The 6,292-nt window shown below is 62.1% G+C and carries 7 protein-coding genes; 2 read left to right on the top strand and 5 right to left on the bottom strand.

Translation table 11 applies throughout. The annotated features are described in order from the left end of the window. Positions 1 to 187: 187 nt before the first annotated feature. Entirely contained in the window at positions 188 to 589 is a 402-nt protein-coding gene (locus NKH35_RS16920; protein ID WP_023732115.1) for an endonuclease domain-containing protein, read from the bottom strand. Positions 590 to 813: 224 nt separating this feature from the next. Between NKH35_RS16920 and NKH35_RS16915 the strand changes: the two genes are divergently transcribed. Further along, positions 814 to 984 (top strand): hypothetical protein, encoded by a 171-nt coding sequence (locus tag NKH35_RS16915; RefSeq protein ID WP_352500447.1) that lies wholly within the window; start codon positions 814 to 816, stop codon positions 982 to 984. Positions 985 to 987: 3 nt separating this feature from the next. Here NKH35_RS16915 and NKH35_RS16910 read toward each other — a convergent pair whose 3' ends face one another. Next, positions 988 to 1,932 (bottom strand): glycine--tRNA ligase subunit alpha, encoded by a 945-nt coding sequence (locus tag NKH35_RS16910; protein ID WP_023687115.1) that lies wholly within the window; start codon positions 1,930 to 1,932, stop codon positions 988 to 990. 176 nt (positions 1,933 to 2,108) lie between these two features. Between NKH35_RS16910 and NKH35_RS16905 the strand changes: the two genes are divergently transcribed. After that, on the top strand, positions 2,109 to 2,570 hold the full coding sequence (locus NKH35_RS16905) for a GNAT family N-acetyltransferase (protein ID WP_352514476.1): 462 nt from the start codon (positions 2,109 to 2,111) through the stop codon (positions 2,568 to 2,570). A gap of 478 nt (positions 2,571 to 3,048) precedes the next feature. On the opposite strand, the gene NKH35_RS16900 is transcribed toward NKH35_RS16905, so the two are convergent. From NKH35_RS16900 to NKH35_RS16890, 3 genes are all read right to left on the bottom strand, one after another. After that, on the bottom strand, positions 3,049 to 4,824 hold the full coding sequence (locus tag NKH35_RS16900; RefSeq protein ID WP_023709893.1) for a tetratricopeptide repeat protein: 1,776 nt from the start codon (positions 4,822 to 4,824) through the stop codon (positions 3,049 to 3,051). A gap of 191 nt (positions 4,825 to 5,015) precedes the next feature. Then, positions 5,016 to 5,432 (bottom strand): DUF1284 domain-containing protein, encoded by a 417-nt coding sequence (locus NKH35_RS16895; protein ID WP_023684368.1) that lies wholly within the window; start codon positions 5,430 to 5,432, stop codon positions 5,016 to 5,018. 110 nt (positions 5,433 to 5,542) lie between these two features. Then, positions 5,543 to 6,136 (bottom strand): biotin transporter BioY, encoded by a 594-nt coding sequence (locus NKH35_RS16890; RefSeq protein ID WP_352915443.1) that lies wholly within the window; start codon positions 6,134 to 6,136, stop codon positions 5,543 to 5,545. Between the last annotated feature and the right edge of the window lie 156 nt (positions 6,137 to 6,292).

Raw genomic sequence — 6,292 nt, 5'->3', positions numbered from 1 at the left:
CAGAGTTTCTCCACCCGCATGCCTTCTCCCTGATTGCGCGTCCTCGCGCCTCCGGCGCTGCGGTTGCGCGGCCGGGCGGGGATTTCCTCGGAGCGAAGTTCTAGAAGCAGATCAGGCATAGTTAGGCTCCCACCCTCCCCTCGATGGGGAGGGTCGGCGCGTAGCGCCGGGGTGGGGTGGCGACCTCTCAGCCGCCGATACCTTCGGCACCATCGCGCAAACGCAGGTGTGATTTTCGTTCTTCCACCGCCGCATAGATCGTATCGAGCACGGAATCCAGTTCGTTTTTGATTTCATGGTTCCAGAAGCGGATGACTCGATAACCCTGGCTCTCAAACCATTTCGTTCGACGTTCGTCATGGTGCTGTTGGTCATCGAAGCTGTGATGGACACCGTCCACCTCAATGATCAGCTTCAGCCGGTGGGAGGTGAAATCAGGGAAGTAAACGCCTACCGACGCCTGCCTGCGAAAATGAGTGCCTTCTACTGGAATGCGCCACAGATGCCGCCACAGGATGCGTTCCTCGTCGGTCATCGCCGCGCGAAGCCTTTGCGCAGACTGCAGCTTGAATCGATCGAGTTTTGGCATGGAACGTCGCGCTGTCACCCCCACCCGCCGCTTCGCGGCGACCTCCCCCATCTAGGGGGAGGTAAGAGGGCATAGCAACTCGGCTGACCGCTGTTTCCAGAAATTTTGACCGCCCCTGTCGGGCCGCAACCAGCCCGCCCGTCCTTTGATCAAAGATTTCCATGAACCAAACGCAGCGCTGAAGCGACGAACGCTCAGGCAGGGAACTTATTGGCTGAACGACCATGAAAACGGCATCGAGACTTCTGCAGATCATCGCGCTCAGCGCCTGTTTGACCGCGCAGGCCCATGGCGCCTTCGCGATGCCGGGCGTACGGCAGGCTTTGCGGACCATGGCCGGATCGACTGGCCCGATGTTGGCCCCAATCAACATGTCCCCCGAAATGATGAAGTGAGCCTCAGGCGGCGAGGCCGCCGGCCTGGGTTTGGAGGAACGCCTCGCCGCAGGCCTTCGCCAGATTGCGCACCCGCAGGATGTAGCTCTGCCGCTCGGTCACCGAAATCACGCCGCGCGCGTCGAGCAGATTGAAGACGTGGCTGGCCTTGATGCACTGGTCATAGGCCGGGAAGACCATGCGGTGCATCGGCAGATTGTCGTTCGAAGCCGGGGCGCCGGCCGCGAGCAGCGCCTTGCATTCGGCTTCGGCGTCCTCGAAATGCCTGAGCAGCATGGCGGTGTTGGCATATTCGAAATTGTGCCTGGAATATTCCTGCTCGGCCTGCAGGAAGACATCGCCATAGGTGACTTTTTCGGCGCCTTCTCGGCCATTGAAGTTGAGGTCGTAGACATTGTCGACGCCCTGCACATACATGGCCAGCCGCTCCAGGCCGTAGGTCAGTTCTCCCGCCACCGGCGCGCATTCGATGCCGCAGACCTGCTGGAAATAGGTGAACTGCGACACTTCCATGCCGTCGCACCAGCACTCCCAGCCGAGCCCCCAGGCGCCAAGCGTCGGGCTTGCCCAGTCGTCCTCGACGAAGCGAATGTCGTGCAGCAACGGATCGACGCCGATCGCCTTGAGCGAGCCGAGATAGAGTTCCTGCAGGTTCGGCGGGTTGGGCTTCAGGATCACCTGGTACTGGTAATAATGCTGCAGCCGGTTGGGGTTTTCGCCGTAGCGGCCGTCCTTGGGCCGGCGCGAGGGCTGGACGTAGGCGGCGTTCCAGCCCTTGGGCCCGAGCGCGCGCAGCGTGGTGGCCGGATGGAAGGTGCCGGCGCCGACTTCCATGTCGTAAGGCTGCAGGATGACGCAGCCATAGGCGGCCCAGTAATTGTGCAGGGTCAGGATCAGCCCCTGGAACGAGCGGCTGGGATGCATATGGGCTGGACTGTCTGACGTCACGGCGGCCTCGGAAAGCGCTGAAATGATGCCATTCCCTAGTTGCCGGGCCGGTAGGCGTCAAGGCAGCGCCTATCGCCGCCTTGATGAGAGGTTGAACGCTTTGCTTCGGACTGGCCCATTGCCGGACGGTGCCGGTGGCCGTTTGCTCGCTCAGCTTCAACGACAAAGGTTCAGCCATGCAAGGCCAGTTCACCGTACGCCCCGTCACCCGAGAGGATTACGAGCAATGGCTGCCGCTGTGGGACGGCTACAATGCGTTTTACGGCCGCTCGGGCGAGACCGCCCTGCCCGGTGACATCACTGCAATGACATGGTCGCGCTTCTTCGATGCCTATGAGCCGATGCATGCGCTGGTCGCGGAGAGCGAAGGCAAGCTTCTCGGTCTTGTCCATTATCTCTACCACCGCACCACGACGGCGATTTCGCCGAACTGCTATCTGCAGGACCTCTTCACCAATGAGGCGTCGCGCGGCAAGGGCGTCGGCCGGGCACTGATCGAAGACGTCTATACCAGGGCGCAAACCGCAGGCTCCAGCCGCGTCTACTGGCTGACACACGAAACCAACCACACGGCGATGAAGCTCTATAACAAGATCGGCGATCTCTCGGGGTTCGTCGTCTACCGAAAGCTGTTCTAATGCATGTCGCCCAGAAGTGTGCCGCGGCTCTGGGACAACGACATGCATCAAAACAAAGACTTAAAGCGCGTCGTATGAATCCGTTTCAGCGCGACGCGCTCTAGAATGAGCGCCAACGCTGGAGATTGGCTGAAAGCCTTCCCGACTTCGTCATTCCAGGGCGAAGCAGCCGCCAAGCGGCGTCGCGCAGACCTGGAATCCATTCCGTGACCTTGATCGAAGAACGAAGCGGAGCAGAATTCTGCACCCTCGCAACGCCTTAAGGTCACGGCATGGCTTCTATGGTCTGCGCCGCGTCGCTTCGCTCCTTGCTCCTTGCTCCGCCACAGAATGACGATCGCGATAGGGCGTCTCTATCTCTTTGTTTCTGTCGCAATTCCGAACGGAAAACCGCGCACACTTTCCTGGAATTGCTCTAAGATGCCAAGCCGAAAAAACGGGGCTCAGCGAGCCCCGTTTCATCAGAAGTATGGCCCGATCACCCCTTCGGCGCTGGCGGGGTGGCCGGCTTGACCTTCGGGGTTTCCTGCGCCGTGTTGGATTCGATCGGCGGCAGGCCCTTCATCAGCTTCTGCTGCAAAATGGCAAGCACATCGGGATCCGGCTTCAGGTCGCGCGCCTGATTCCACTGGAAAGTGGCTTCGAGCTTGCGGCCGACGCGCCAATAGGCATCGCCGAGATGGTCGTTGAGCACCGGATCTTCCGGCTTGAGCGACACGGCGCGCTCCATTTCGCGCACGGCGTCGTCGAACCGGCCCATGCGGAAATAGGCCCAGCCCAGCGAATCGACGATGTAGCCGTCGCTCGGCCTGAGGTCGACGGCCTTCTGGATCATCGCCAGGCCTTCCTTGAGGTTCATGTTCATGTCGACCCAGGAATAGCCGAGATAGTTCAGCACCTGCGGTTGGTCGGGGAACAGCTCAAGCGCCTTGAGGAAGTTCGGTTCGGCCTTCGGCCATTCCTTCAGCCGCTCATAGGCGATGCCGCGCTGATAGTAGATGTTCCAGTTGGCATTGGTCGGCGTCTTCAGCACCGCGACCGCCTTGTCGTAGAGAGTGGCGGCGGAGCGGAAATCCTCCTTCGAGGCATAGACCCCGCCCAGCGCCAGATAGGCGCGCATGTCATCGGGGTGAGCTTCGACGAATGCTTTGAGATGGGCGATAGCCTCGTCGTGACGGTTGAGATCGGCAAGGTTGAGGCCGAGCTGCAGGTCGGAAAGCTCCTTCAGCGGCGAGGAGGCTGGAATGCGGCTATAGAGCGCAATGGCGCCTTCGCCGTCCTTCAGCTGCTCCGCAACGGCGGCAAGCTGCACCAAAGCGGCGTCGCTGTCGGGCTTGAGCGCGAGCGCATATTGCAGATAGAGGCGCACGAACGGCTCGCCGCCGCCGCGATTGAGCGCGATGGCGAGGTCGAGCAGGATTTCAGCGGCGCCTTCGGAGGGACTGGCGACGAAGGGCTCGATCTTGTCGCCCTTGCTGATCCTGTCGCGAAGCGCCTGGATGTCGAGCTTGCCGGGCGCGAACGCCTCGGCCTTGTCGAGCACGTAGAGCGCCTTGTTCTTGTTTCCCTTGCGCGCCAGGAAAGACGCGTAGGCCTGGGCGTTGCGCATCCATGTCTCGGGCGCGGCACCGCCGGCCGTGACGTCGGTCAGGGTCGCGTCATAAAGCGCGTCGGCCTTGTCCGATAGGCCTGCGGCATCGGCGATCAGCGCGCGGTGGAAGGACTTGAACAGGCCGAACCAGTCAGGCCCCTGCAGTTTGTCGATCGAGGCCATCGCCCCGGTGGGGTCGCCGGCGCCCTCTTGTGCCCAGCCGGACATGACGCCGGAAATCAGCCGGTCGAGATCGGATTCGAGCGACAGCTTGAGCCAGTACTGCGCCTTGGTGAAATCCTTCTTGTGGAAGGAATCGACCGCCAGAGCCAGACGCGAGAAGCGCTCGACGTCGGGAACTGCCTTGAGCTTGTCGGCATAGACCAGCGATTCCTCGAAGCGGCCTTGCGCGATCAGCGACAGCATCAGGCTTTGCTGCAGCGAGGTGTCGCCGGGATTGAAGGCGAGCGCCTGCTTGTAATAAGCGATGGCATTGTCGAGGTCGTTGTCGCCTTCGGCGATGCGGGCGGCGAGATAGGCGCCCGAGAAGGAGGTGATCTTGACCGGGCCGGTCGATTCCTTGGCGTAGGCAGGCAGCGGAGAAATCGCCATCCCTGCCACAATTGCCAGCCCCGCGAGCCAGCGCGCACGTCCTTGCCGCATCGTATCCCTTTCAGCCAAGCGCCATCCCGCGTCGGCGCGGAGAAGCCATAGACTCGATGTTTCCTGACAAAGCATGGCCTTTTTGGGGTCAGGCTTCAATCCGGGCCGAATTCACAATCGGGTCACCCGATTAACAAACCATGGCGACGCAGACACTATCGGTTCCGACAATAGCAGATCGGGGTTGGGAGCTACAGCCTGACATCGCGATATCCGCCTGCCGCGACAGTGCTGCACAGGCCGGCCCACTCGCAACCCTGGCAGGCCTCACGCGTCACGCCGGCTGCAAAGGCGGCGCGCAAGCCGGCAAGCGTTGCCGCGTCGAGGCTGAAGCGGACGCCGGCCCGGATCGGCCGGGTCAGCAGCTTGCCGACATCGCGTGCTGCCAGCTCGTCCCGGCCGGCGGCGCTTTCGCGCAAGCAGTGGGGCTGCGCCCCGCCGAGCAGCGGCTGGCAGATGTCGTCGGGGCCGGAGACGATCAGAATATCCTCGCCCCGGCCCAGACGTTTCGCGATCACGTCATAGTTGGCGACGAAGGCTGCGCTGTACCCTTCGCCGATATAGGTCAGCAGGCAAAGAAGATGGTGGGAGCGCAGCCGGACGGTCATCGGTCAGGACGCACCAGCGGAGCCTGTTCCATCCCGATGGTATCGGGATGGGGCTCCATCTCTTTGTTTGAGCATGATCTCTTCCGAAAACCGGACTCCACTTTTCGGGATCATGCTCCTGCCGGGTCCGCCTTGTTGCTCCAAAACAGCTTGAGCGTCGCGGCGCCGAGCGCCGATTTCAGCAGGCCGCCGACGAGGAACGGCAGGAAACCGAAGGCGATGGCCTGTTCGAGGCCGATCATGACGGCGAGCCAGGCCGTTCCGAGAACCAGGCAGGCGAGGTTGCCGAGGACCATGCCGGCGAAGGCGAGCAGCACGCGGTTGCCGTTCCAGCCGCGCTCGGCCAGCCAGCCGACAAGCGCGCCGACGAGCGGGAAGGCGAAGAGATAACCGCCCGTTGCCCCGACGAAATACGACGCGCCCGCTGCCCCTCCGGACAGGACAGGAAAGCCCACGGCGCCCTCGGCGAGCCAGGCGATGATGGTCATGGCGCCAAGCCGCCAGCCATAAAGTGCGCCGACCAGCGTCACGGCGAAGGTCTGCATGGTGACCGGCACCGGCACCATCGGCACCTCGATCTGGGACAACAGCGCCAGAAACAGCGTACCGAGGACGACGGTCGCGGCTTGCCAGGCATACGAGCGGGTTTGCAGGCGCAACGGGCTGAAGGAGGGCTTGGAGGGCGAAAAGGCGATGTCGGTCATGGCGGCTTCCCTGGCTGGTTTGAATTATAGATAATTTTGTTGTTCGATCTATTATCGAATCCATATTTGCGCGGGAATGGCAACCCTCGCCCCTAAAAAGGCTTGGGCTTGCGTGTCGAATAAAGGACATTTGGAAAGGCTGGCGGGACAGCACCC

This window comes from Mesorhizobium sp. M1143 (assembly GCF_040318435.1).
In the GTDB taxonomy this organism is placed as follows: Bacteria; Pseudomonadota; Alphaproteobacteria; order Rhizobiales; family Rhizobiaceae; genus Mesorhizobium.
This window is presented reverse-complemented; position numbering and strand designations above follow the sequence as displayed.